This is a genomic window from Candidatus Salinivivens marinus, from assembly GCF_965655845.1.
Classification (GTDB): domain Bacteria; phylum Pseudomonadota; class Alphaproteobacteria; order Rhodobacterales; family Rhodobacteraceae; genus Salinivivens; species Salinivivens marinus.
The window spans coordinates 1-24,447 of sequence record NZ_CBFHHX010000016.1; the positions used below are offsets into that span (position 1 = coordinate 1).

A 24,447-nucleotide genomic window follows, 5' to 3' on the forward strand; every position below is an offset into this window, starting at 1 on the left:
AGGGAAATTTTATAGAAGCGACTGAAGATACGCCTTTTTTTCAAATTGGAGAAATAAAATATGGGCGACCAATCCTTGTAAGAGCCTATCGGCGAGACCTCAGTATGAAGGATATTTTAAAACTTTTAATAGTTAGCTTCGACTCCACCTTGAAAGCCAATTTAACAGTTGGTTTTCCACTAGATTTTCAGATTTACTTTACCGATACTATAAAATCTGGCGTCGAGGGCCGTTTGAATGCAAATGATCCATACTTTGTTGATGTAAGTAATGCATGGAGCAGAGGGCTGGAAGATTTATTGTTAAGACTACCCGGCTTAACTCTGAGTGAAGAAGTAAATAAACAAAAAGAATAGTTCTTTTTAAAAGCGAATGTTTCCCCTGTGTTTCCCCACAGAAGTTTTCATTCTACCCTATATCTGCTAACTTATTGATTTTATTGGTGCCCCAAGACGGACTTGAACCGCCGACCTACTATTTACGAAACAGTTGCTCTACCGACTGAGCTATTGGGGCTGATCTAAAGATCAATTTACAGTAAAAGAAAGTTCACATGCTTGTTGAACGGTGTCAATATTTCCAATTTGAATTGATGTGGGGTCGTGAACGGTGTAAATTCTACGCTGAAGTTATCTACTATAATAGATTTAACAGTATTCTCTATATAACTGGATTATCAAAGTAAGGGTTTAATAATTGGATTATCTACAGAAAACAGCTGACAAACTTGTAAGCGAAGGCTTATTCGCTGGTGTAGAGTGGCGAATAGACCAAGGTGGAAAAAATATTTTTGCTGGAAAATCCGGTGTCCAGGACCTTGCCACCAACTCAGAAATTCCTGAAAGCGCTTTGTATCGTGTTTACTCGATGACTAAACCTATAATTTCAGTTCTAGCATTAAAACTTATAGAAGACGGCTATCTTCAATTAACTTCTACTCTAGCAGAATTTGATAACCGATTTTCTAGTATGATTGTGCTTAACCCCGATGGTCATTTAGCACCAGCAGACGGCTTAATTACGGTGGAACATCTTCTAACCCATAGAGCTGGATTTTCCTATGACTTCAACATTGGCTGTGCAGTTGCTCCCTACTATCGCCAGGCTGAGCTTATGGAAAATGGGTATAGAGATCTAGGTGATATCATTAGTATACTTTCAGAACTGCCTTTAGTCTTCAATCCAGGCTCACACTGGCGTTATAGCGTTGCCACAGATGTTCTTGCTTATCTTTTAGAAACGGTAACTCAAAAGACAATCACAGAACTATTAGGAAAGTATATCCTTAATCCACTCGAAATGACTGATACGAACTTTACTATTGAGCCAGAAAACCAACATCGCATTATGCAAGTATATGGCGTGAGGTCATTATCAGAGCTACCCGTACTTAAACGATTACCACATGATTTGTCGAAACCTGCTCATTTAGGGCGGTCACACCCGTTAGATTACCCAGAATTTCGGCGGGGCGGTTATGGGTTATTTTCAACAATCTCAGACTATATGAAATTCGCAAATATGCTAAGAGACGGGAAAACTATTGATGGTCAGGTTATTCTCTCTGCAGGAATGTGGAACTTAATGCATAAGGCACGGGTAAGTTTTCCTAACAATACATTTCGAATAAACGATGAGCCTTTTTGTGGTTACGGTTGGAATTTAATAGGGAGAGTTATGGAAAATGTTGGGGAAGCCCAATACACAACATCCCTTGGCGAATTCGGCTGGAGCGGAGCAGCAGCGACCTATTTTTGGGTAGATCCCGTCAGGGATGTGACGGGCTGTTTGATGACACAGTACATCGGCAGAGAAGTTCCAATTGATGGCATGATGCAAACAGCGGCAATGCGAATGCTTAGTGATTAAACCACCAAAGGACAAAAATAATAATTTTATGGATCATATCTCAATGCAAAGCCACTTGTTGAAAACTTTTACAGCTAATTTTGACCCTGAACAAGATAGGATAAGACTTGATTGTGATTTACACATCGAGGAACAAGCACAGATCTTCCTTACTCAACGGCTTGGAAAACTTTTTGTTCTGGAACTTTCTAAAAGGGTTGAGCAAATTTCCAATATCTCTTCTCTTCAAGATTTAACCAACGACATGAAAACAAACTCAAATGAAATAAAACAGCCGGTCAGTATAGCTAGTAAACAAACCAAAGCATGGCTTATCAAAAGTGTAGATTTTGAAAATTTGGAAGACGGATTAAGAATAATTTTTAAAGATAATGATAAACATGCAGTGCATCTAGAAGGAGACGAGCCATTGCTCCGAAATATACTAGATGTATTTTTCAAAATGTTTTACGTCGCAGAATGGAGTACGGACTGCTTTCCTGTCTGGATTGATGTTGAGCCAAAAATTGAAAACCAGTCAGTAACAATTCATTAAAATCATAAACGCTTCAAAGTAACGTAAGGACAAAATAAAAATCGTTTGGTGATTTCTTCCCTTTATGGTTCAGTTTTTTGGCCAAGTCTCGTCATTAGCAGTCTTGGCAAGTAATTTGGGAGGATTAAAAGTTGAACACAAATTTCAAAAATAATTCGATAAGGCTGCGCTATGTAAGCAAGCTAATTTCGATAATTTCTTCATTTTTATTAATTTTTACGCATTCGGTGGCTGCAGAAAACCTTGTTGCGAGAATGTCGGGTCACTGGAGCCCAAAGCACCAAAGTGCAATTCATTCACAAATTTTTGCAGACGAAGTAACTAAAAGGTCAAACGGACGTCTTACTATACAATTTTTCCCGTCCAAGCAGTTATTTGGTATCAGAGAGGTAATGGGAGCGATTACTTCTGGTGCAGTGGAACTAGGGGGTGTTGTTGGAGTGGTAAGTTTTCCACCAATTAATAAGAATTTCAATGTAGCCTCTTACCCGGGCCTTTTCTCATCGTATGAGCAACAACGGAATTTTTTCAAAGAGTCTGATGCGGGCAGTAAAATATGGGATGACCTAACAACAAAAAGTAATTCGAAGCTAATAATGTATAATCCTGTTGGACCAGTAATGACTTTTTCCAGTGCGCGAGAATTGACCGGGGTAGATGTCATGAAAGGACTAAAGGCAAGAGCACTTCTTAAAAGTGAACGGCCAATGTGGGATGCATTTGAAGCTAATACTGTCTCGCTGCCGACAGGGGAAGTTTATACGGCACTGCAAACCGGGATGATAGATACTATTAATAGTCCTCCAGGAAGCATCGAAGCTTACAGCTGGTGGGAATATTTAAACTATGCTCAAAAGCCCTATCAGTACTTTGCTGATGCATACATCATGGCTAACAAAGATTGGTTCGATTCACTGCCAGCAGATCTTCAAGAGCTTGTAATGGAAGTTGGAGCTGAAGTTGGTGAGCTCGCAACAAATACAATTTTAGATGCTGGCGAAAGCACACTAACAAAGTTTGTTGAACGAGGTGGTACTGTTACCACGCTAAGTGGTGCGGAAAAAGCCAAATTTGATGCAATGATGACCGAAAAAGTCATGCCTGCGATGGCTGATATGTTTGATAAAGATGTACTTTTGGCAGCAGAGGCTTACGCCAAAAAGTAAGGATCTCACTATATTAAGGATTTGGCCATGATAATTTTGACCAGATTAAATGATTTACTGGCCAAGGTTTCATATTTAATAGGCATCCTTATTGTCGCAATTATGGTTATGGCACTTAGTTTGAGTGCCATAACCAGATATGTATCTGGAACAGGCTATGACTGGCTGATAGAATTACCACCAGTATTAGTATGCTGGCTGGTATTTCCTCTTCTTGGCCCATTGTTGAGAGAAGGAAACCACATTCAAGTAGATTTTCTTGCATCGATCACATCTGACAAACAATCAAAATTTCTAAAACTATTAATGAACCTGACCGCACTGGTTGCCTCTTTTGTATTTTTCAAAGCAGGAATGGAGGCAACATTTCTATACTTCAATTTGGGTCAAATGATGGAGTTGGAGATAGATATACCAATATGGTGGATGTATTTGTCATTTCCAGTTGGTTTTATAATATTAGCATCGTTTTCTCTAGAACTGACCATCCAAGCGATTTATGATCTCAAACAGGAAAAAACGAAGGGCGTTTAATGTACATATTAGCCTTCGCAATATCATTTTTTCTATTATGCTTTTCCGTGCCAATATTTTTAGTGTTTGGAATAGGTAGTTCCATGGCGGCCATATTAGGTCTGAACCTTCCTTGGTCTGTTCTAATCCAAGTATCTTTTGGGGCCCTTACTAAACATGTGCTCATTGCTGTGCCTCTTTTTATATTTGCCGGCATGGTGATGTTACGTGGTGGCGCTGCTACCAGACTCGTTGACTTTGCAACGAAGTTAGTTGGCCATTGGCCTGGCGGTCTAGGTATAGCAATGGTGATTTCTATGGGCTTCTTTGCTGCATTTTGTGGATCCATTTTAGCTGCTATTACAGCAGTCGGAACCATTATGATGCCGAAAATGATAGAACAGGGTTATCCGAAACCTTTTGTTGTTGTACTTGCAGCTTCAGCGGCTCTATTAGAAGCATTAATTCCCCCTTCTAACGCCGCAATTTTATTTAGCGCTCTAACAAACGTACCAGTTTCACAAACGTTTGCCGCAGGAATAGTCCCCGGTTTAATTTTATTACTATTCATGGTCGGTGTCGTATTACTTAAATGTCGTTCTATAAAAAGCGCAGAAAAAAGTAATACCCGAGAACGCTTTATAGCAGCAAAAAATGCTGTTCCAGCACTTATTACACCAGGTATTATTTTAGGCGGCATATATGCAGGATTACTCACACCATCAGAGTCAGCGGCGATCGCAGGACTTTGGGCGATGATAATGGGGTTTGTTATTTATAGAGAACTAACAGTTTCTGGTTTAATCGCTTGCCTAAAAGAGACAGCTTCGATTACGGCGGTGATATTTGCTATTATTGCAACGGCAACATTTCTAAGCGTTGTGCTGACATACACCCAGTTACCACAAAAGATTATAGTATACTTTACTGAACTTGGGGCTGGTATTTATGTTTTTTGGTTCGCTTTGGCATTGATTTGCCTTATTTTGGGTACTTTCATCGAAATTGTACCGGTATTTTATCTCACTGTTCCAATTTTTGCTGCAATCATCACGTCACTCAATCAAAATCTCTTACATTTATATGTTGTTTTTGTTGCCTTTGCGGGTATTGGGATGATCACGCCGCCTGTATGCGTGGGTGTCTACACCGCAGCCGGGGTGATCAAAGATGATCCAGCAAAAGCTTTCAAAGAAGTACCTCTTTTTGTAGGTGTGGGAATCCTTTATGGTATATTAATGATTTTCTTACCTTCAGCTGCCACGTGGTTGCCAAATATACTAAGATAACAGCGGGGCCATGATTGAATTTTAAGAAAAAAGCATATTGGTGGGAAATTGGGGAGGCTCTAAAGCCTACTCAGGCATTAGATACTCTTCCAGTAAACTCTGATTTCGTTGTGATTGGGGCTGGCTATGCAGGCTTATCAGCAGCCCTGACAGTGGCTCGCCAAGGGAAATCGGTAATCGTTGTGGATGGTGGAATGCCTGGCCTCGGTGCATCCACAAGAAATGGGGGAATTTGTAGTGGACAAATTCGGCCTTCGTTGAGCGCACTTCGGACAAATTTCGGTACAGACTTCGCGAATAATGTTTACTCAGAGGGCGTAGATGCAAGATATGATCTAATTAAATTTTGTGAAGATGAAAAAATAGACTGCCAATTGCAAATGACCGGACGGTTTACAGGTGCAATGACTCAATCAGATTATGACAAGCAGTGCCGCGAGGCAGATAATCTAAATGAAATCATTGGCCACAAAGCCTATATGGTCAAAAAACAAGATCAGCAGAATGAAATAAATACAGATCTTTTTTTTGGAGGAATGGTGAGAGAAGAGATTGGTGGATTTCATCCAGGTAAATTTTTCTCCGGTCTGTTAAGAATTGCCGAAAAAGCCGGCGTGTCAGTAAGTTTTAACAATAAGGTTACAGAAATATTAGACCGCAAAACGGGCGGGAAAAGTATAGTTACAAGCATGGGCACCATAAACACTGGAAAAGTAATTGTAGCCACCAACGCGTATACTGGAAGAAAATATAATTTTACAAAATTCCTTAGGCAACGGCTTGTACCGACGCAAAGCTGTATAATTGTTACCGAAAAACTGGGCATTGATATGGTTAAAAAATATATGCCCAAGCTTAGGATGTATGGTAACACCGCAAATATATACAGCTACTTCAGGCCCACACCAGATAGAGAGCGCATACTACTGGGGTCTCGCAGTTTTGACAGATCCGAACCATCTGAAAGATCAGTGATTTATCTCAAGAAAAACCTAGTCAAAATTTTTCCTGAATTAGTAGATTGTAAAGTTGAATACTGCTGGCTCGGAAATGTTGCATTCACTAAGTCTCAATTACCCACTGTTTTTGAACATAATGATATTTACTACGCTGCAGGCTTTGCCGGATCTGGAACAGTGTGGGCACGTTGGTTAGGGAAAAAAGCTGCCGAAATGGCCTTAGGCATAAGTAATAACCCTAGTGTATTTTATGGATCACCTCCAGCCAAGCTTCCTTTCTATGACGGAAACCCTTGGTTCTTACCTACGATTAACAAGTATTACAGTTTTAAAGATTGGTTTAAATCAAAGCGCACGTGAAACTAGAATATAGACGGTAATTGATTACAAGATATGCAGAAGTTTCAATTTTAATCAGATTTTATCGAGTAGCTCTCTAAATTTAGAAAGCTCATCGGGTTGCATTCTGACAAGGTGAGGTTCTTCCGGAAAGTTACCATTATTTACGTCTTCTACAAATTCTTTAAACGCTCCAACACGCTCGTTTTGAAGCCTCTCAAATTCACCCTTAAAGTTTCGATAGACTTTAGCATGCCTTGGGATATGTCCGTCCGTATATCCCAAAATATCATTTGAGTATAAATATTGGGCATCGCAACCAGCCCCCGCTCCCATTGACCAAACCAATATACTAGTTCGTTTTGAAATCTCATCTGCAACCTCGACTGGAACAACTTCTAACTCCACACCTATAGCTCCAGCGTTTTCATAAGACTTAACTTGCTGAAGTAAGTCTAGGGCATCATTTGCAGTCTTACCGACAGCTTTAAATCCGCCAGTCCATGTGGCCCGGGCAGGAACTAACCCTACATGTCCAACAACAGGAATATATTCATTAGAAAGCATCGAAACGGTTTCAAACGATCCCGAACAATACAACGCATCTGCACCCTTTTCGATAGCCGAATTACACCACTTTAAATACTCGCTCGGCGAACCACATTCTGTATGTGTTTGCCCTGCCATTGAAAAAATTGTTGGAGCAAACTGTCGGTACTCTTGATGAAATAATACATCTGCTGGGACCGATGCTATATCTATACCAGCGGCTTCTGCAGCGGCAGCTTCATCCAAAGAGAAAAACTTTAGCATAGTTAGTTGCCTTTTACCTTTAAGCGCAAGCAAGTCTGCAACTGTTGGTAGTTTTCTAGTTTTATGTTCCATTGTAACTTCTTGAGCTCTGCTAAAATTTACTTAGATAGGGTTCGAAACTTGATTGAAATAGTAATTATGGCTCTCGTAATAGCCAGCCGCCATCAACATCTACGGTTGTCCCAGTCACAAATTCGTTTTTAATAACAAATAAAATTCCTTGCGCAACCTCATCAGCTCTTCCGGCACGCGGTATCAAATTATTTTTTGTAGTCTTTTTGTATAGTTCCTCACGTTCAGCGCCTTGAACAATTACCATTGGAGTATCTATTGTTCCAGGAGATACTGCATTTACTCTGATACGTGGGGCCACTTCACTAGCAACTGCACGCATCATCGCTTCAACTGCGCCACCAACAGACGATAAGGCGACTTGACCAGGCTGGCAATTACGCGCAGGAGCTCCAGACACCAAAGTAATTGATCCACCATCTGAGACATGTTTAGCTCCAAATCGAATAACATTCGCATAACCCCAAAGCTTATCGAAAGAAGCTTTGTAGCCATCCAAGTCCATTTCAAGGAACGGGCCATAAGCCCGTTTCCCGCCCGTCGCTGTTGTAACCAAAATGTCTATTTGCGATAGCTCGCTCAAAATTGCCTCAACAGCTTTACGATCCAGAACATCACACACGCGAGTAGTTATCCCGTTTGGCAGATCTCCCGCTTTATCAGGTTTGCGACTAATAGCCGTAACCTCAGCTCCATCCGCTGCTAGGAGAAGACTTGTTGCCAGCCCAATTCCAGATGTTCCTCCAAATACTACTGCTTTTTTACCAGATAAATCCATTGAAGCCCCTTTGATAATTTCTTTATTGATATTCAGTTTCCTTCGCTTACGCAAAACTTTTCACATAAATTTTTATATCACTGGTTTTAATTCTCTGATGATTGAATAGACTACTGCTTATTATTATTAATGTTTACCTTGGAGTATAACTTTGGAGATCTGGCAACTCACAGCTACGGAGCTAAGGCAAAAAATTTCGAAAGGCGAAATATCAGCCCGTGAAGCTACCGAAAGTCATTTGTCTCGGATGGATCAAGTAAATGGTAAACTAAATGCTGTGGCCGAAAGTTGTGAAACAGAAGCTCTCCAAGAAGCAGACGTAATAGACAGCAAACTTCACAAAGGAGATGAACTCGGAGCACTTGCCGGTGTGCCGGTAACTGTGAAAATAAACGTAGACCAAAGAGGTTATGCAACCACCAATGGCATTCAATTGCAGAAGGACCTTGTCGCTAAAATCGATAATCCTGTTGTAAACAACTTACGAAAAGCTGGGGCGATCATTATCGGCCGGACCAATACCCCCGCATTTTCACTTAGATGGTTCACACGAAATACAATTCATGGACATACGAAAAATCCACTTAATCAATTAGTTACTCCAGGTGGATCATCAGGAGGTGCGGCAGCCGCTGTAGCAGCCGGAATAGGAACTATTGGTCACGGTACTGACATAGCTGGGTCAATTCGCTACCCAGCCTATGCTTGCGGCATTCATGGGCTAAGACCATCACTGGGTAGAGTTGCTGCTCACAACTTTTCAGGTCCGGATCGCTTCATAGGAGCTCAACTTATGGCTGTATCTGGCCCACTCGCAAGAAACATCGAAGACCTTGAGCTCGGCATTGAAGTAATGGCTAATCACGACCATCGCGATCCCTGGTCAGTCGATATGCCACTAAAAGGTAAACCTTATTTAAAACGAATTGCTTTTTGCAACTCGCCAGAGGGAATAAAAGTTGCTCCCAGAATTGAAAAAGCCCTTCTCAGCGCACTAAAAAAATTGGAGCAGGCTGGTTGGGAAGTAGACGAAGTTAAAATACCGCCATTGCGTAGTGCAATGGAAAACCAGTTAGTGCTTTGGATGGCAGAAATGGACGAAAGTGCGAAGCATTTAGTGAGAAAGGAAAATGATCCAGATGCCATTCTTATTTACGACCGTTTACGAAAAATCTCCGAATACAGAAATCCAGATCAAATTATGGGTGCGCTTCAAGAGCGCGCTAATCTGACACGACAATGGAAAAAATTTCTATTCGATTACCCACTTCTATTATGCCCCGTTTCCTGCTCTCTGCCTTTTGACGATCTTCAGGATTTAAAATCAGAGGGGCATTTTGAAAAAATCATTGAAGATCAAATATTACAAATTGGATTACCGTTCATGGGTCTGCCTGGATTGACTGTTACAACAGATAGAAATGAAGATCGCCCTGTAGGAGTTCAACTGGTTGCATCACATTTTCGAGAAGACATCCTACTGGATGCGGCAAAACTTATTGCACCAAGATTTGATGTAATTTGACTTCAATAAAATATTTGAAAATTAGGCCTAGACTATCCCAAAATATCAGAAAGAATTTTATTTCCTAACAATAAACAAAGAATAATAAAGAAACATCCTAGTACAAACTCAAAAACCCTCGCCCTTGATTGAAGGAATTTCCTAAACTTTGGTAGTGCAATAATGAAAGTTAGAAAAATATACCAACTGGTATCAATTAAAGTTGCTGTAGAAACCATTATTGCTTTTTCTTGAAATGAAGAGGTGTCACCGACAAACTGGGTAAATATTGCCAAAAAGAAAAGCGCAATTTTAGGGTTTAAAAATACTATCAAAAATCCAGATCCAAAGTTCCCAAATAAAGTATAAGATATTTGAAATTTCTGTTGTCCTGACTCTGAGAGCGCAAAACTTGAGCTAAACATTATATATGCCAGCCAAAATAAAAATACTAAGCCGGCAACGTTAAGAAAATCTATCAAAAAAGGAATAAAAGATAAGGTAACACTCAAACCAAATGCGACTAAAAACGCATAGAAAAAAATACCGAGACCATGAGCCAAACCGAATACCATACCAGCTCGACGTCCTCCATCCATTACTGTTTTGGATAACAACGCAATACTGGGGCCAGGCGACGCTGCGCCAGCTAAACAGGCAGAGGCTAAAAGAACCCAAGTTATTAGAGTCATTTTTTGTTCACTAGATTGATAAAATTAACGTAATTTGCATCTTTTCATTTTGATATGATGTTATTGTTTTTACCATAAGCAAATTTCAAAGAAATCAATTAAATAGACAAACTAGAAAAATTATAAAAACTTTGATTCTCTATACATTTTAATAGTTATGTCGTTGTATCCCATAAGTGTATTTTAAGTGTATTTTGAGCAGTTTCTTGGCAGGAAGATATTAAAAGCAGAATGGTAAAATCGATAATAAATAAGAGTTTAATTAGAGATCTGACGCTTCGTCTGGATTTGCTAACAAAGCTAAGAAAAAAAGCTTACAGTTATCCATTGCTTGCAATGATACTTTCAAGTTGCGGAAGCAATACATCAAGCACAAAAACTACAACAGATACTACTACTGACGACACTTCAACAGTTCCTGTTACTTCAAATTCATTAGTGGTTGTTGCCGAAGTGGAAAACTTAGGTTTGGCTGGGGTAAACGATACGATAACTGCAACAAGTTCTACTTTGATATCCGGTACAAGTGTTGCCGATACGGACCCTTACGATAACGATACACTTACAATAACCGCTAATGACGATATTATCGGTACACCAACAGTAAGTGGCATAGAGAAGATTATTTTTACGACTTCGGCCACAAAGTTGGGTGACGATTATGAGTTTGATGTGAACTTGGTGAACATCACCAGGAGTGACACTGTAAGTTTTGAAAATACTAATTCAAACTCTTTAGTAAAAACACTCGATTTAATAAATGTCGGCGCAACTATTTCTGTAGGCTCACATTTTTCAACAATAAAAGTTGCAGGCCAATCAGACAAAGATATAAACTTAAATATTTCAGCCGACACTGCTTTATCGACAACTGGTTCATCCAAAGATCTAATTGTAAATGCAGGTGGGAAAAGTGTCACATTAACCTCTTCTACTGCAACTCAAGACATAATAATCAACAAAGCATATGCTGCAGACATTACGGCTGCATCAGCACTCAGAAATGTGGCGATTACCAGTAATGGGGATGTTACGCTACGGGACTTGAGTGCCTTAAAAGGGAATATAGATGTTACCAATGTGGGTACTATTAATGTAATTAGCGCAACAAATACTACTGGAACGCTTAATCTGACTAATGAAAGAGCACCTTTAGGCACTGATATCACAATTACAGACGCTAACTCAGCTGGAAAAGCAACTATAAAATCGGCAGGTTCAATTACCGCAACATCTAATAATGGCTTGGCTTCCGCACAAATTCTCAATCTTACTGCTGCAGAGGAATCTACGATATACTCAGATAGTGTTAGCAACCAAGATGTAAGCGTTAATGCCATAAATTCTTTAGGAAATTCAACGAACTTTAATCTTTATGCATCAACCTTAGAAAAGTTAACCTTAGGTGGCTCCTCTCCCCTGGTCGTAAGTATAGACTCTGCAGATATTTCAACTGAGACTGTTGTAAATACTAACTCAGAAGCAACTCTCTGGTTAACAGGTGCGACAGCAGATTTTACGAATGTCGCAACGTCTGTAAAGCTCAGGTTAAAAAACTTCGATGGAAAAACAATTACAATAAAAGACAGTCAGGATTTTTATCTCGATACGGAAATTGCTCAAACCTCTTCAACTTCTGCACCAACTTTTGACCATAAAACAGACGCAACAAGTTCTACCACAAACGCACTGACACTAAAAACTTTTGATTCAAACACATCAAATGGCGATAAATCGGCTAATATTGCTGGCTTAAACTTTGTAGATGTTCAAACACTCAATTTAAGTCTTTTAGATGATTTAAATCTTGACAGCTCCGCCGATTTAACTGGAGCTGATCTCACTAGTGTTGTGGTTACCGGGACAGGTGACTTTGATCTCAACAGCAATACAATCACCGGCAGCAGTTCAACCAGAGTAGCATTAAATGCATCAAGTTTGTCAGGATCTGCGACACTTAACTTAGACGGGACTACCAATGGCGTAGCTAATATTCAGACAGGATCAGCAGCGGATAGTATAAAAATAGATGGAATAACCGCAGATTCGAATGGATTTGTGATAGCATCAAACGGATCTAATGATTCAATAAGAATTACAACGAATGGAGATGGATCATCCGCCAAAATAAACATCAACGCAGGTGGTGGAGGTTCAGACACACTCTCTCTTGCTGCAGGCGTAGATTTAAGTGCAAGCAATCTAACCCTCACTTCCGTTGAACGCATCTTGTTAACAGGCGGCGGGACAACCCAAAAAATTGCCGCAAGTGACGTGTCTGGGGCAACCCTGCAACTTGCAGAAGATGGAACTGGTACTGCCGTATTTACAGTTGTTGCCGATCAAACAACAATAAACTTATCAAATTTTACTTTCGCCTCCTCCTTTGCGTCAGGCACAGACAGTGTTGCCGTGAATGCTAGCTCCTCAAGCTCTGGGGTGACTGTTACTGGGACCAGTGGTGATGATACAATAACTGGGTCAAATGCAAATGATAATTTAAGTGGCGGAGCATCCGCCGATACTATTTCCGGAGGCACCGGAAATGACACAATAAATGGCGGATCAGGGGCCGACACACTGACTGGAGGAGCTGGCGACGACGAGTTTGATTTCGCATCAGGAACATCAACTGAGGCTTCTATGGATAAGATAACCGATTATCAAGCTGCCGCCGCCGATGCAGATAATGATACAATTGACTTAGTAACTGGAGCTAAAGGAGCAAATTCTGGATCTATCGACGTGAAAAGTGCGATTGCCGGTGGTAGTGGAGGTGAAACGGTTACGGCTTCCGTCACAAATGGAGTTGCAACTTTATCAGGGTCAGATGCTGGTCTTATCAACACTCTTTCGGAATGGATCGACGCAGTATCAGTCGATGGCGTTATAAAGAAAGCTGCAGATGATGCAGATGCCGTTGGTGTAGTTGCATTTCAACTCAGCGGAAATACATATATTGTTGAGAGTAATGATACATTCGACAACAACACGGCAAACGTGTCTATTGTGAACGTGATAGAGTTAACGGGTTTAACTGGGGTCACTGCAGTCGCAGACGCGGCTGCCGCAAACACCATTCTTATCGCATAAAAAGCATAATAAATTTTATTCGGAAAAGTACTTCTGTATTTTTCTATCAATCTACCTGCATTGATATAAGCTTTAAAAAATACCCATACAAAGGGGTTAAGGCAGCTACTGCAAATGCTGGCATTATAGCAGAAAAATCCATCTGGGCGGCAGAGGGGCTGCTCGCTATCATTATAACCCCTACCAGAAACCCTAACCAGCCACCACGGACAGCACCATCTCCAAAGCGGGTAACTCTGTTATCCCCATCTTTCGTCCCTAGCATGTGGCCGACAGCAATGCCCAACACAAATAAAAACGCTAACAGATCAATGGCTGGACCTATATCACCAGCTGCATTAAATGCACCGACTACGACTATGACTATTAATGCAAGACCCACATACCTCATCTTTTAAAACCTTTTCAATTTGTAAAATTATATGGAGAAAGCATATATAAATACTCATTGATGGGAAGTACAAAATCATTACTATCTAACAAGAATATATTATGTACACTTACTGTTATTAAACGGAAACAATTTTAACTTAAACTCAAACGGTAGAACCATCCAAACCAATTACTATTTGAAAATTTGTAAAGGAGTATAAAATGGCAAAAGGTTACCTAATGGCAAACTTGCGCGTCAACAACCAAGATATTTTTAAAGAATTTTCATCTGTAGCACTGCCTTTAATAGAAAGCTTCGGTGGCAAGCTATTAGCCCGTGGTCCTCATGCAGATCGACATGAGGGAAGTGTTTCAGGTATTGTCACACTTATTGAATTCGAAAGTAAAGAAGCTGCTGAAAAATTTTATTTTAGTGACGAATATCAAGCTGCAAAATCTATACGGGACAAGGGTGTTGATACCGACCTTATGATTATAGAAGGCATGTAAAAGTTTAAGAATTATCGGATATAGGGAAAAGGATCCCCATTGAAAGACTCTCCACACTTGCAAAACTTTCCCCAGCTAAATGCTTTTCGCGGAAAGCCTGGATTTATCGGCTTGATTGGTCACCGGGGCGCTAGGGGATTAATGCCAGAAAATACGATCGAGGGTTTCGAGTACATTTTAGACAACGAGATAAAAGCGATCGAGTTTGACGTTTTACTTACAAAAGATGAAATACCAGTAATTACTCATGACTTTTATTTATCAAAAGCGATAACAAGAAATTCTGAGGGTAATTGGCTTTCGAAAGATGGGCCACGAATAAGTAATCTTACAAGCTCTCAGCTTGAAATGTTTGATGTTGGCGGTGTGGATAAAAGTAGTTCTTATGGTCGTTTATATCCGGAACAAGCTTGCTTATCAGATGTTCGCATACCCAAATTAACTGATCTACTTGATCTAGCCTGTCTTCCAAAAGGTAAAAATCTATTCTTACTATTAGAGATCAAATCTGAACCGTTAGTCAAAAAAAGTACGATTATTGAAAATATAGTTTTTGAAATCGAAAAAAGATCTTTGTCAAATCGCACAGTTTTGCACAGCTTTGACTGGGACTTATTAGAAGAGTGTAATCGTTTGGCCCCAAACATGCCACGATCATACTTATCTCAGCTGCCCGAAAGTTTGGATGATCCATACGATAAACCTTGTGAAGAAATTTCACCTGATTTCTCATCTTTCAACAGGTCTATACCTGAGGCCATTCAAGTTGCGGGTGGGCACTTATGGTGTCCATATTTTAAAGATGTAACTGCAGATCTTGTTGCCGAAGCACATAGCTTAGGTTTGCCGGTTTGCACTTGGACGGTAAACGAGGTTGAAGATATGGAAACTATGATCGATATCGGTGTAGATGGAATTATAACTGATTACACCGATCGCGCAAAAAAAATTTTTAAATCGCGCGGGCTGCGTTGGCAGTGACTTAGAGAGAGCTTAGAGAAAGTACCTTTAAACCTCCATCCAAGCGTATATCATTTTTGCTTTTTGAATTGCCTCATCTTCAGTAATAAACTGGATACTACTTTCCTCTCCAACAAAAAACCAACCTGAGGTGTCTTCAGGATCGCGGCGGTACGCTTTGAATGAGAATTTGCTATTTTCTAAAAGAATAATATCAACGCATAAAAACCCAGTTCTATCCTCAAAAGAGGACACTACTTTGTTCTTTTTATATTCAGACAAATTTACTTTCTTTTCGCTGAAGTATATTTTTCTGACGCTTTGTAGTATTCATCAAACCCAATATTTTTTCGAAGTTCTGCAAAGTCTAATAACAACTCATCTCGTGGCAAATCATCTTTCATTAGTTCCAAAGTGGATTTCATGGCGCGCATAGATGACGATAACAAAGTTAAAGGATAAGCCGCGATTTGATATCCTAAATCAGAAAGGTCTCGCATGGAGAGGTTGGGCGTAAGACCTCCCTCCACTATATTTGCCATTTTACAGCCAGGAACTTCTCTGCAAATTAGCTGCATTTCATGAATATCCTTTGGTGCTTCGACAAAAAGAATGTCCGCACCGATTTCATGGAAAACTTGTGCACGATTTATAGCTTCCTCTATGCCATGAGTATGATTTGCATCCGTTCTAGCCATAATTAGAATATCAGCTCCGTCAGCCTTTGCATCAACTGCCGCCTGAATTCTATCAAACGCTTCCTCCCGCGAGACCACATCCTTCCCAGGGGTATGCCCACAACGTTTTGGCGCTATTTGATCTTCTATCAATGCGCCAGCACATCCAGCGCGGGCTAATCCACTTACCGTTCTCTTTACATTCATCGCATTACCGTAACCGGTATCGCCATCTGCTATCATGGGTATTTTTATTGCCTCCGCAATATTGCGAGCCTGATCGACTACTTCACCATAGGACATCAAACCAAGATCAGGAGCACCCAACCTGGAAGCCGACGCTGCAAAACCAGACATAAACGTCAAGTTAAATCCAGCCTGCTCAATTAGCTTTGCTGAAAGGGCATCAAAACAACATGGCATTGGTAGAAATTCACCTGAGGCGATCAAATTTCTTAAAAATGATGTCGCATTATTTGAAATGTTCATCAATACCTCGCTAAAGCTTAAAAGGAATATACAAAACTAAATCTGACCAGACGTACATAACCATAACGGTAAAAACCATAAGTGCCAAAAACGGAAGAACTCCCTTGGCAACTTCGCCTAATTTAGCACCGGCAACTGATTGAATAACATATAAATTTAACCCAACAGGCGGGGTGATTAAAGCACACTCGACCATTACAACCATAAAAATACCAAACCAAATGGGGTCAATACCCATACTCATGGCAGCTGGCAGGAGAACGGGCACCATGATCAAAACCATAGATAATGTTTCAAAAACTAAACCCATCGCGATCAAAACTGCGCATACAACTATAACGAACAGCGTTTTACTGTTTACATATGTTTCAATCAGCCCAGATATGTCCTGCGGAATTCTATATAAAGTTATCGCCTTCCCGAATATTTTGGCGCCAGCAATAATAATAAGGATTGCAGCTGTTGTAACCATCGCCTCAAAAACAGCTCGCCTAAAATCGCTAAATGAAAGAGACCGTTTAAGCACAACCGTCAAAAAAATGGCTAATGCGAAACCCACTGCAGCTGCTTCAGTTGGGGTGAAAATACCTGCGTAGATACCGCCGAGTACAAGCGCTGCAAGTGCTATCGTAGGAATTACTTTAATTGAGTGCCTGATGCGATCCTCTCTCGAAGCTTTCTTGGTGGGTGTATAACCACCAAAAGCATGCGCATAAATTATTGAATAAATTATGAATAATCCTATCAAGAATATCCCTGGCCCTATTCCGGCTAAGAAAAGAGAAATAACACTTTCCTCAGTAATAAAACCATAGACAATCATAGGAAGACTAGGTGGTATCAAAATTCCTAAAGTTCCACCTGCTGCTAAAAGACCGTAAACAAAATTCTTATTGTAACCGCGCTCTATCATTTCCGGGATTGCAACAACACCAATTGTTGCAGCAGTGGCTACAGAAACACCTGAAATGGCTGCAAAAATTCCACAAGATATAATTGTAGCGATCGCTAAACCACCAGGCCAATGACCCACCCAAGATTGAACCGCGCCGTAAAGCTCACGGCCACATCCACCGTAAAGAAGAATGTTACTCATTAACAAGAACAAAGGCACTGCAAGCAATATGAAACCGTCTAGTGTAGACAATATAGCTTGGGGCGCCATAAGTGGGGAAAATCCCTCAAATAGTAGCATTCCAAGCCCCAGGCTACCCAATGAAAAAGCTACTGGTAAACTGGCAAGTAGTAGTGCAAACATGACACCTAGTATTAGAAGAAGTTTCATTCATGACCTCCTGTAGGTATGGCTTCACCTGACACTAGTTTCCATATTTCGATGATTGCCTGCACGGCAAGAAATGCAAATAATACTGGCACTGGAACCTCAGCGATCCACGAAGGTAAATCCAGTAGGCTTCCAGTAGTTCTTCCTCGCTCGAATGAATCATAAAAGATATTCCATCCATAAATTACTACAAAAACGCTGAACCAAATTAAAACTGCCATTGTCAGAATACCTACGAACCTCTGCACTTTTTCATTTAAAAGCGAAGTTATGGCATTAATTTGGATATGTCGTCGGTTCTGAAGCAACCAACATAAGGATAATAACGTTCCGTAAATTAAACAAAGCTGAGACAGCTCTGCGGCCCACTTTGTCGGTGCCAAAAAGAAATATCTAGCAACTACTTCATAACTGAGCATAATTCCCGAAGCTACAAACAACCAGGCGGCCAACCACGCAAGTAAAAGCGTTAACCTTTCAAAACTATTTGCAAATAATTTCATGCACTCGCCTCATAAAAAGAAGGCCACCTGTTTCAGCGGTGGCCTTCTAAATATCATATTACAGGTCAGTATCCGGAAGCCACTTCCAGTAGCTGTGCGCCTAATGCTCCTGCCTTAGCTTTATAGTCATCATAAACAGACGCTGATGCGGCTTTAAAAGCTGCAATATCTGAAGCGGACGGCGTAACGACATTCATTCCATTACTTTTAGCGATTTCGTATGCTTCTGCTTCAATACTGGCCATCTTATCTCGAACAGACTTCTCTGCTACAGCAGCTGCATTGCTAATGATGGAACGCTGGCCATCGGTTAACCCATTCCACCAATCTGTATTTGTAACTACAATAAATTCTATATCGGCGTGATTTGTAACTGTAATTGTATCCATCACTTCGTAAAGTTTCCTTGACTTTACTCCAGAGACTCCGGTCATACCGACATCTACAGTGCCGCGCTGGTATGCCAAATATTGTTCTGATCCAGATATAAGGGTTGGTGCTCCACCAGTTGCTTCAACAAACTGCCCTAACGTTTTACCAAAAACACGTACTTTTTTACCCTTCATATCATCAGGGTTTTTAATTGCAGCTCCATTGGAGAGCATTATAGCACCACCATAAGCCTGCCACCATAAAACCGTGGAACCAGTGCCTTTTATCGCTTCATCAATCGGCCCTCGAATTGCTGAGCCTTTTGAAACTGCCTTTCGCACTTTTTCTTCCGTGTCAAATAGAAATGGCTGATAGAATATATCCACTGCGGGTATATCGCCGACGTATCGAGTAAGAGATGCAACACCAGCTTCGATAGAACCTGATCCCACTGCAGCAGGTACTTCTTTATCTTTATACAACTGCGCAGAGTCGTATATCTCAACTACAATATCGCCACCTGATTTACTTTCCACCTCTTCTTTGAAAAGAAGTAAGTTCTGTCCCAAGTGACTTTTTAGTGGTAGCTGAAGTGAAATTCGCATAGTTACATCAGCACTAAAAGCCGGTAACGAAATAAATAAAGAAATGGCTGATACTAACCAAAGTTTCATAATAGATTTCATGATTTCCTCCCATCTAATTTTTAGATCTAACTTCATCATGAAATTTAAATCAAATTAATTTTTGGCATCAAAATATAAAATAGGCTACTCTCCTTTCATTAATGCGAAGTTTTTGACATAACTTAAAGATAATATCAGTACCCACGCAACGAACTTCGCTTGCACCGCTGAATCGTCAGATACTGGGCGCGGTTTGGTAGGGTTCAACAATTTATCAGTTGGGGACCCGTCTCTAAGCTTCTAACCAAACAGTCATAAGCCTAGGTTCCACATCCAAATAGGTATTACAGCAAAGTGGATTAATATAATTATGAACAGCATTAAATACACTGTACGTTTTTGTGGATTGACCTTCTTTATTAGTGATAATGCCTTCTTCACCAATAAACCTCTACATCTTTATGGCTATCATTATTTACTGCACTGCCTGTCTGCGCCAAAGAACTTTTCCCAACATAAACTAGACGCATTTGGCTATTCCCTTGAAAGCCACACTTTGTACATCTAGCCCTACGCAGCACTTCAACTGAGGTAATGTCCTCGCCATACTCTTTCAACAAAGCGGAAACTGGAACCATGGCATTGTGACGGCACACATCATTTTTACATTCAATGTAAAAGTGGTGAGACTTATTTCGTTTTAACTGGATCATAGCAGTATCGTATTCAGATTCGCAGTAAACACCAACAGCTGATCACATACAGTGGCTCTACAATTTCATCTGCTACAAATGAGTATGCCTAATTTGCAACTTATAGTCCTATTACTGTACTTGTTACTTGCTATTGTTTATTTACTGTCAATAAATCTTGCGTCATCTAGAGAGCAAAAATGTACGAATTAAAACCAGTTATTAGCGCCATTGTTATTTCACTAATTGTCTTTGGCTCAGTCACTGCAGAGGAAGGCGCCGAAACACGCTTGTTGGAAACTAATAAATGTGTGGAATGTGATCTTAATAATGCAGAATTAGAAGGGGCAAAGCTCAGACGGGCAGACTTTAGAGGTGCATATCTATATCGGGCGAACTTAGAGTACGCTGATCTTCGTGGAGCTAACTTTTCTGGTGCAGATCTGAGTAACGCAAGATTAAGAGGGGCAGACCTAAGAAACGCAATCTTCAATGGTGCGGTCTTGAAATACACTAATTTTGGTGATGCTGATTTAAGTGGAGCAAGCTTTGTAGATGCCAAATTAAGAGGTGCAAGGTTCGCAAATACTAAAGTAGATGGTATACAGTTTTAACTCAATTGGATATTTACATTAACAAATAGGACATTTTGCTTGCTTGAACGGAGAAAATTTTTTGCTTATGAATTTACAAAGTCTTTACAAAGAGATCACCGCAAAAAAGAGTATCCACCTTTAGCGGTATTCAGTCAGGACGTTGTAGGCACCAAAATCTTCCTGCAAGGCTTCTTTGAATTGCAAGAGTTGCAATCTATACAAGAGCACATACTGCCACAGTTAAAACATAGATCTATATTCTTGGATATTGGTGCAAATGTTGGGAACCATACGGCTGCACTTGGACCATTTTTTGAAGAAGTTATTGCATTCGAACCAAACCCACGAACGGCAAAAATATTAGAAGCAAATGCAATGCTGTTCTCGAATGTTCGTGTTTGCCCTTTTGGTTTGTCGGACAAAGAGGAATGCGTTCAAACCTCATATCAGGATCATAATGTGGGTGCAGCATCAGTTACTTCTGGGAACAAATACAAAAATAAAGTAGAGTTCCATTTAAAAGTGTTAGATGAGCAATTATCAACCGAACAAATGTCTGCAGTATCCTTAATAAAGTTAGACGTGGAGGGTCACGAATACGAAGCCCTCAGGGGTATGTTACGCACACTTAAAGAAAGTTCACCTTTAGTATTATTTGAAATTAACGTTTCAGAAATAGTAAACGGCACTACACAAGCAAAAGAACTTTTATACGAAAACGGATATACAAACTTTTATAGCCTAGATGACATTTCCCCTTTTGCAACTTCTGCAATTCGACTTTCTAAATTACTTAATACATTTTCAGTCTTAATTTTCGGCAAAAAACTTCGTGGAAGACTGGTCCCCCGAAAAGTAGACGGAAAGCTACAAAACAAAGGTTACAAAATGATGGTAGCATCAAAACATAGCTTGCCGTTTGGTTAACCGTTATTAAGCAAAAAGTTAAAGCTTTAGTTTCGCTAGTTCCAATAAACCATCATCACACGCCAGCATCCAGTAGTCAGATAAAAAAGGCTGCCGAAGCGACCGCTTAGGATGGCCCAATTAGTCCACTAGTCCATAGGTAACCTCAACCCAAACTAGGATTTAGAGAAATACTTAATTCTAAAGGTTTGGTAGTTGACAGTCGAGTTTCTGTGAACCTATGTTCGAAAAAGGTAAAACAACAATAGACCGTTAAATGACAGCTACTACGCTAATAAATTACTCAACACGAGACTTTGCCAGTAAGGAAGACCTGGAACTATATCTGGAGCGTCAAGATGCTGCCTTCTCGCCAGAAGTTACAAAACTTTTTACAGACGCAGGTATGTTACGTAGAGTTGTAACTCGGATTTGGAATAAAAAGCACACTTTTCGGGTTGGCATAGTATTTGAGTACCGTGATCAAGCCGCTTTTGAAGCCTGTAAACCTCTCCTAGAGAAACATTACCTTTCAGCCGTTGAAGGTCTGGCTACTCAAGTGTTTGGTTCACGAGGAGTGGTTCTTCACGAATTTGTTTCAGATGAGTTTCAAGGTTAAACACCAGCAACTTTTGCCCTATCTTACTCAATAGAATGGGCTACTAGTCCACAGTTACCCCCCCTTTGATCACAATTTTAGCAGTAAAATGTTTCCTCTGTGTGTCCCAAAAAACAAAAGGCTTAGCGTTATTTTTGCTAAGCCTTTGATTCAAATGTCGCACCATTAAATTATAAAGTGCAATTTGATAATCAGAAGATTATATTTTGACGTATAAACCAAAAAGGGTAGTGAAGATGATCTCAGATCAAGTTTATAATGTGTTAACGACAGGTGTAGGCCATATTGGATGTGCGTCTTCTTCGTTGAGACCATTTCATGCTGATGCACTGGGCGTTTGCTGTGACCAAGCCACGGGCAGTATTGTTTGCTGTCTGAACAAAGAGACAAACAAGCCATTTGTACAAACTTTAGAGATAGGCTCACGTGTCAGTCTTTTCGTAGGTGTTATTAGTCACGAAGCGTACAATGTGAAAGGTGATGTAACAGATCTGCGTGATGTTTATGATGATGAAAGACAAGCCTGCAATGACCTAAGAAAACAAATGTATAGTCTTTATGGTGAACTAGGGATTCCTGAAAATTTAGCTGAAAAGTATTGGTTGAAACCCGCAAACCTAGCAGTAGTTTTTTCAGTCGAAAAAGTTTTTGTTCAAACGCCCGGTCCTGATGCAGGGAAACAGATCTAACATTTGGGAGAAATAATATGATTACTGATGACCACCTTCCTGCGCTGCAAGGCATGTTTCCAAGTTGGATTACGACCGTATCAAATGATGGTGAGCCAAATACAACGGTTATATCACAAATATGGCATGTAAGCGAAACAGAGGTTGCTCTATCTTTTCAGTTTTTTAACAAAACGAAAAAAAATATAAGCCAGAACCCATTTGCGTTTGCTACGATAACTAACCCTGCTTCTTTTGACATGTATACGCTTGAACTGGAGTATAGTAGAACTGAGAATGAGGGCGATCTGTTTGATGAGATGGACATGAAACTCGAGGCAATTGCATCTATGAGTGGAATGTCAGGCATTTTTGAGCTTAAAGGTGCCGATATTTACACTGTGCTATCAATTTCTAAAAATAATTTATAGAGTAAGTAATATTGATTGCGAGACAAGGCAATCACGGGAAAACTTTATAGGTGGGATCAAATGATTGATAGCGATGCCAAAACCGTAATTGAGCAGCTAGAACGTCGCAATAAAGAGATTGAAATCATTGAGAGAGTCGCATCGCAGATTAGTAAAACTTTGAACTTGGATGCGATTGCCAAAACCATGCTTGTCAGCATGGAAGAATATTTCGATTTTAAGCATTCAATGATCTTATTACTCGATAATACGGAAAGCGTTCTAAAAGTCATAGCAACTCATGGCTACAAAGATGAAGGTATTGGAGCTGAGGTAAACATTGGCGTTGGTGTGATAGGCATGGTTGCCAAAAAAAAGAAATTGATGCGCATGGCAAATCTTGGTGCGCAAAAGCAATACATGCAGGCTATAAAACAACAGATCAAACCCTCTAAAGATGCAGCGGCTGATGAGGAAATAAGTCTTCCCGGCCTGAAAAATGCTGAAAGTCAAGTCGCAATACCAATGTTGATGGAGGACGAATTAATTGGGGTTTTTTCGGTAGAGAGTGAAAAAGTAAATATCTTTGATAAGTCCGATGAGCTAATAATTAAAATTCTTGCAAACCAAACGGCTAACGCTTTGCAGAATGCTAAACTCTATCAGTCAGAGCAGCAACGCTTGCAAGAATTAGATAAAGCACACGCAGAGCTTGCTGATCTGAATACCAATTTAGAAAAAAAAGTTGAAGACCGTACAAAAGAATTGGTAGCCCTTTCGGAAAAGTTAGCAAAGTATTTTTCGCCACAAGTTTACGATTCTATTTTTTCTGGAGAACTTGATGTAAAAATTCAGACGCAGCGTAAGCCACTAACCGTCTTCTTTTGCGACCTGCAAGGTTTTACACGACTGACTGAACGGCTTGAACCGGAGGTACTAACGGAACTTTTAACTCAATACCTGACGGAAATGTCCAAGATTGCTATTCGTTGGGGAGGGACTATTGATAAATTTATTGGCGACGCAATTCTGGTATTTTTTGGTGACCCAGAAAGCAGGGGGAATAGAGAGGACGCATTGGCTTGTGTTTCAATGGCTCTCGAGATGTTAGAAAAGCTGGAGCTCCTTCGCGAGGCATGG

26 protein-coding genes, 1 tRNA gene and 1 pseudogene are annotated in these 24,447 nt (G+C 40.2%); 17 read left to right on the plus strand and 11 right to left on the minus strand.

Annotated elements, in window-relative coordinates:
• Positions 1 to 356: pseudogene (locus ACTF5Q_RS11405) on the plus strand (peptidase); the annotation flags it as partial.
• A gap of 84 nt (positions 357 to 440) precedes the next feature.
• Here the strand turns inward: ACTF5Q_RS11405 and ACTF5Q_RS11410 are convergent.
• Positions 441 to 516, minus strand: a tRNA-Thr gene (locus ACTF5Q_RS11410).
• A gap of 180 nt (positions 517 to 696) precedes the next feature.
• On the opposite strand from ACTF5Q_RS11410, the gene ACTF5Q_RS11415 reads away from it, so the two are divergent.
• From ACTF5Q_RS11415 to ACTF5Q_RS11440, 6 genes are all read left to right on the plus strand, one after another.
• Entirely contained in the window at positions 697 to 1,869 is a 1,173-nt protein-coding gene (locus ACTF5Q_RS11415) for a serine hydrolase domain-containing protein (protein WP_438954730.1), read from the plus strand.
• 43 nt (positions 1,870 to 1,912) lie between these two features.
• Complete coding sequence (locus ACTF5Q_RS11420; protein WP_438954731.1) at positions 1,913 to 2,404, plus strand: hypothetical protein; 492 nt, start codon at positions 1,913 to 1,915, stop codon at positions 2,402 to 2,404.
• A gap of 131 nt (positions 2,405 to 2,535) precedes the next feature.
• The gene (locus ACTF5Q_RS11425) at positions 2,536 to 3,570 is read left to right on the plus strand and encodes a TRAP transporter substrate-binding protein (RefSeq protein ID WP_438954732.1); all 1,035 of its coding nucleotides are present in this window, start codon (positions 2,536 to 2,538) and stop codon (positions 3,568 to 3,570) included.
• A gap of 27 nt (positions 3,571 to 3,597) precedes the next feature.
• Positions 3,598 to 4,104: a TRAP transporter small permease gene (locus ACTF5Q_RS11430; protein ID WP_438954733.1), complete on the plus strand. Its 507-nt coding sequence runs from the start codon at positions 3,598 to 3,600 to the stop codon at positions 4,102 to 4,104.
• Positions 4,104 to 5,372: a TRAP transporter large permease gene (locus ACTF5Q_RS11435; RefSeq protein WP_438954734.1), complete on the plus strand. Its 1,269-nt coding sequence runs from the start codon at positions 4,104 to 4,106 to the stop codon at positions 5,370 to 5,372. Before ACTF5Q_RS11430 ends, ACTF5Q_RS11435 begins: the two co-directional genes overlap by 1 nt.
• A 14-nt stretch (positions 5,373 to 5,386) precedes the next feature.
• Positions 5,387 to 6,691: an NAD(P)/FAD-dependent oxidoreductase gene (locus ACTF5Q_RS11440; RefSeq protein WP_438954735.1), complete on the plus strand. Its 1,305-nt coding sequence runs from the start codon at positions 5,387 to 5,389 to the stop codon at positions 6,689 to 6,691.
• 54 nt (positions 6,692 to 6,745) lie between these two features.
• Here the strand turns inward: ACTF5Q_RS11440 and ACTF5Q_RS11445 are convergent, their stop codons facing one another.
• Both ACTF5Q_RS11445 and ACTF5Q_RS11450 read right to left on the minus strand, forming a co-directional pair.
• Entirely contained in the window at positions 6,746 to 7,555 is an 810-nt protein-coding gene (locus tag ACTF5Q_RS11445) for a 3-methyl-2-oxobutanoate hydroxymethyltransferase (protein ID WP_438954736.1), read from the minus strand.
• 64 nt (positions 7,556 to 7,619) lie between these two features.
• Positions 7,620 to 8,333, minus strand: a complete 714-nt coding sequence (locus ACTF5Q_RS11450; RefSeq protein ID WP_438954737.1) for an SDR family oxidoreductase — start codon at positions 8,331 to 8,333, stop codon at positions 7,620 to 7,622.
• 151 nt (positions 8,334 to 8,484) lie between these two features.
• Between ACTF5Q_RS11450 and ACTF5Q_RS11455 the strand changes: the two genes are divergently transcribed.
• Positions 8,485 to 9,858, plus strand: a complete 1,374-nt coding sequence (locus tag ACTF5Q_RS11455; protein WP_438954738.1) for an amidase family protein — start codon at positions 8,485 to 8,487, stop codon at positions 9,856 to 9,858.
• 32 nt (positions 9,859 to 9,890) lie between these two features.
• On the opposite strand, the gene ACTF5Q_RS11460 is transcribed toward ACTF5Q_RS11455, so the two are convergent.
• Positions 9,891 to 10,529: a LysE family translocator gene (locus ACTF5Q_RS11460; RefSeq protein WP_438954739.1), complete on the minus strand. Its 639-nt coding sequence runs from the start codon at positions 10,527 to 10,529 to the stop codon at positions 9,891 to 9,893.
• 231 nt (positions 10,530 to 10,760) lie between these two features.
• Between ACTF5Q_RS11460 and ACTF5Q_RS11465 the strand changes: the two genes are divergently transcribed.
• Positions 10,761 to 13,622 (plus strand): beta strand repeat-containing protein, encoded by a 2,862-nt coding sequence (locus tag ACTF5Q_RS11465; protein ID WP_438954740.1) that lies wholly within the window; start codon positions 10,761 to 10,763, stop codon positions 13,620 to 13,622.
• Positions 13,623 to 13,668: 46 nt separating this feature from the next.
• Here the strand turns inward: ACTF5Q_RS11465 and ACTF5Q_RS11470 are convergent, their stop codons facing one another.
• Positions 13,669 to 14,013: a hypothetical protein gene (locus ACTF5Q_RS11470; RefSeq protein WP_438954741.1), complete on the minus strand. Its 345-nt coding sequence runs from the start codon at positions 14,011 to 14,013 to the stop codon at positions 13,669 to 13,671.
• A gap of 203 nt (positions 14,014 to 14,216) precedes the next feature.
• On the opposite strand from ACTF5Q_RS11470, the gene ACTF5Q_RS11475 reads away from it, so the two are divergent.
• Complete coding sequence (locus ACTF5Q_RS11475) at positions 14,217 to 14,504, plus strand: DUF1330 domain-containing protein (protein WP_153693205.1); 288 nt, start codon at positions 14,217 to 14,219, stop codon at positions 14,502 to 14,504.
• Between the two features lie 39 nt (positions 14,505 to 14,543).
• Positions 14,544 to 15,485, plus strand: coding sequence for a glycerophosphodiester phosphodiesterase family protein (locus ACTF5Q_RS11480; RefSeq protein ID WP_438954742.1), 942 nt, complete (start codon positions 14,544 to 14,546; stop codon positions 15,483 to 15,485).
• A gap of 27 nt (positions 15,486 to 15,512) precedes the next feature.
• Here ACTF5Q_RS11480 and ACTF5Q_RS11485 read toward each other — a convergent pair whose 3' ends face one another.
• The 6 genes from ACTF5Q_RS11485 to ACTF5Q_RS11510 all read right to left on the minus strand — a co-directional run bounded on the left by ACTF5Q_RS11485 (position 15,513) and on the right by ACTF5Q_RS11510 (position 20,129).
• Positions 15,513 to 15,746: a hypothetical protein gene (locus ACTF5Q_RS11485; protein WP_154034055.1), complete on the minus strand. Its 234-nt coding sequence runs from the start codon at positions 15,744 to 15,746 to the stop codon at positions 15,513 to 15,515.
• Positions 15,747 to 15,748: 2 nt separating this feature from the next.
• Entirely contained in the window at positions 15,749 to 16,630 is an 882-nt protein-coding gene (locus ACTF5Q_RS11490) for an isocitrate lyase/PEP mutase family protein (protein ID WP_438954743.1), read from the minus strand.
• 10 nt (positions 16,631 to 16,640) lie between these two features.
• Entirely contained in the window at positions 16,641 to 17,915 is a 1,275-nt protein-coding gene (locus tag ACTF5Q_RS11495; protein WP_438954744.1) for a TRAP transporter large permease, read from the minus strand.
• On the minus strand, positions 17,912 to 18,418 hold the full coding sequence (locus ACTF5Q_RS11500) for a TRAP transporter small permease (RefSeq protein ID WP_438954745.1): 507 nt from the start codon (positions 18,416 to 18,418) through the stop codon (positions 17,912 to 17,914). Before ACTF5Q_RS11500 ends, ACTF5Q_RS11495 begins: the two co-directional genes overlap by 4 nt.
• Before the next feature lie 65 nt (positions 18,419 to 18,483).
• Positions 18,484 to 19,476, minus strand: coding sequence for a TRAP transporter substrate-binding protein (locus ACTF5Q_RS11505; RefSeq protein ID WP_438954746.1), 993 nt, complete (start codon positions 19,474 to 19,476; stop codon positions 18,484 to 18,486).
• A 377-nt stretch (positions 19,477 to 19,853) separates the two neighbouring features.
• Positions 19,854 to 20,129: a hypothetical protein gene (locus ACTF5Q_RS11510; RefSeq protein WP_438954747.1), complete on the minus strand. Its 276-nt coding sequence runs from the start codon at positions 20,127 to 20,129 to the stop codon at positions 19,854 to 19,856.
• Positions 20,130 to 20,308: 179 nt separating this feature from the next.
• Here ACTF5Q_RS11510 and ACTF5Q_RS11515 point away from each other — a divergent pair, with 179 nt between their 5' ends.
• The 6 genes from ACTF5Q_RS11515 to ACTF5Q_RS11540 form a co-directional block, all read left to right on the plus strand.
• Positions 20,309 to 20,722 carry a pentapeptide repeat-containing protein gene (locus ACTF5Q_RS11515; protein WP_438954748.1) on the plus strand — a complete coding sequence of 138 codons (414 nt, stop codon included), beginning with the start codon at positions 20,309 to 20,311 and terminating at the stop codon, positions 20,720 to 20,722.
• A 39-nt stretch (positions 20,723 to 20,761) separates the two neighbouring features.
• Entirely contained in the window at positions 20,762 to 21,631 is an 870-nt protein-coding gene (locus ACTF5Q_RS11520; protein ID WP_438954749.1) for an FkbM family methyltransferase, read from the plus strand.
• A gap of 256 nt (positions 21,632 to 21,887) precedes the next feature.
• Complete coding sequence (locus tag ACTF5Q_RS11525; protein ID WP_154032665.1) at positions 21,888 to 22,229, plus strand: DUF6974 family protein; 342 nt, start codon at positions 21,888 to 21,890, stop codon at positions 22,227 to 22,229.
• 236 nt (positions 22,230 to 22,465) lie between these two features.
• Entirely contained in the window at positions 22,466 to 22,918 is a 453-nt protein-coding gene (locus ACTF5Q_RS11530; RefSeq protein WP_438954750.1) for a hypothetical protein, read from the plus strand.
• Between the two features lie 17 nt (positions 22,919 to 22,935).
• Positions 22,936 to 23,328, plus strand: a complete 393-nt coding sequence (locus ACTF5Q_RS11535) for a pyridoxamine 5'-phosphate oxidase family protein (protein WP_153691587.1) — start codon at positions 22,936 to 22,938, stop codon at positions 23,326 to 23,328.
• Between the two features lie 60 nt (positions 23,329 to 23,388).
• Positions 23,389 to 24,447 (plus strand): GAF domain-containing protein (locus tag ACTF5Q_RS11540; protein ID WP_438954751.1); only part of this gene is annotated, 1,059 nt, incomplete at its 3' end.